Origin of the sequence: Acinetobacter tianfuensis, assembly GCF_003611465.1 — a bacterium.
Lineage (GTDB): Bacteria > Pseudomonadota > Gammaproteobacteria > Pseudomonadales > Moraxellaceae > Acinetobacter > Acinetobacter tianfuensis.
Genome location: NZ_RAXV01000106.1, coordinates 1 through 456, shown reverse-complemented (window position 1 = coordinate 456; position 456 = coordinate 1). Strand labels below are relative to the sequence as shown.

Below are 456 nucleotides of genomic sequence, written 5' to 3'. Positions count from 1 at the left end.
TACTCCTTTGGAGACGTTAGCAATGTTAGATCAAAATACTTCAGCTCAATTAAAAACACTTCTTGAACGCCTTGAAGGGCCAATCGAATTAGTGGCAACTTTAAACGGCACAGACAAATCAGACAAAATTAAAGAATTGGTTGAAGAAGTCGCGGCGCTTTCACCGCAAGTGACAGCACGTTTTGACGGCAAAAATAAACGTGCGCCAAGCTTCGGTGTTGCAAAAGCAGGTGAAGAGCCGCGTGTGTTCTTTGCAGGCTTGCCTATGGGCCATGAGTTCACCTCTTTGATTCTTGCCCTGCTGCAAACGTCTGGCTATGCGCCTAAAGTATCTGATGAAGTTTTAGCTTCAATCAAAGGCTTGAGTCTTCAATCTGATTTTGATGTATTTGTTTCTTTAAGCTGCCATAACTGTCCTGACGTTGTTCAAGCATTGAACTTAATCGCAATCTACAA

Annotated in this window: 1 pseudogene; it reads left to right on the top strand. The window is 42.8% G+C overall.

From position 1 onward, the window contains the following. Positions 1-22: 22 nt before the first annotated feature. Positions 23-456: pseudogene (locus D7V32_RS17085) on the top strand (alkyl hydroperoxide reductase subunit F); the annotation flags it as partial.